The 724-nt window shown below is 44.2% G+C and carries 1 protein-coding gene; it reads left to right on the forward strand.

Annotated features, from left to right (window positions below):
* A partial coding sequence (locus A3766_RS30555; RefSeq protein ID WP_068641948.1) for a hypothetical protein occupies window positions 1-724 on the forward strand: 724 nt, incomplete at both ends.

Here is a 724-nt window from a genome sequence, read left to right on the forward strand (position 1 = left end):
TTCCACAAGACCGCTTAAATCTACCTTGGACGAAAGAAGCTGGTGAAAGTAAACGTTTCAGCAGTATTCTGCTTACCTTGCTCATGGTCTTTTTGGTACTAGCGGTATGGATACCTAATGCATCTGTGCCTGAAAAAGATCGCAAATCACTTGAAAAGCTCCCACCGCAACTAGCAAAGTTAGTGAAGAAAAAAGAGCCACCCAAACCCAAGCCAGTCAAAAAGGAAGAGAAACCTAAAAAGGTTGAAGAAAAGCCTAAAGAAGAAAAACCTAAACCTAAAGAAAAGCCTAAGCCTAAAGAAAAGCCTAAGCCTAAAGAAAAGCCTAAGCCAATTAAAAAGCCGGAGCCGATTAAAAAACCTCTGACTACAAAAGTCAAAAAAGCGAGAGAAGTTGCTAAAAAGTCCGGCTTGTTAGCTTTGCAGTCAGATCTTGCTGAACTTAAGACAGTCGTCGATGTCGCTGCCTTGAAAAAGAAAGTTGCACCAAGTAAGCAGGCGACCATTGCCGCGAAAGCAAGCGGACCTGCTAGTTCAGAAGTGCTCAAGCGCAGTAGTGGGATTTCTACTGAAGCCTTAGCGGCTCCAGCGGAAACCGTTTCACTAAGTGCGCGTGAGAATGAGGTGCTAGATGCAACAGAAGATGAGATATCTTTAGCTCTTGCTGAAGAAGAAGCAGCTTCGGGTATGCTTTCGCGTAGCGAAGAAAATATTCGTCTCGTCGC

The sequence above is a fragment of the Oleiphilus sp. HI0132 genome (assembly GCF_001635845.1).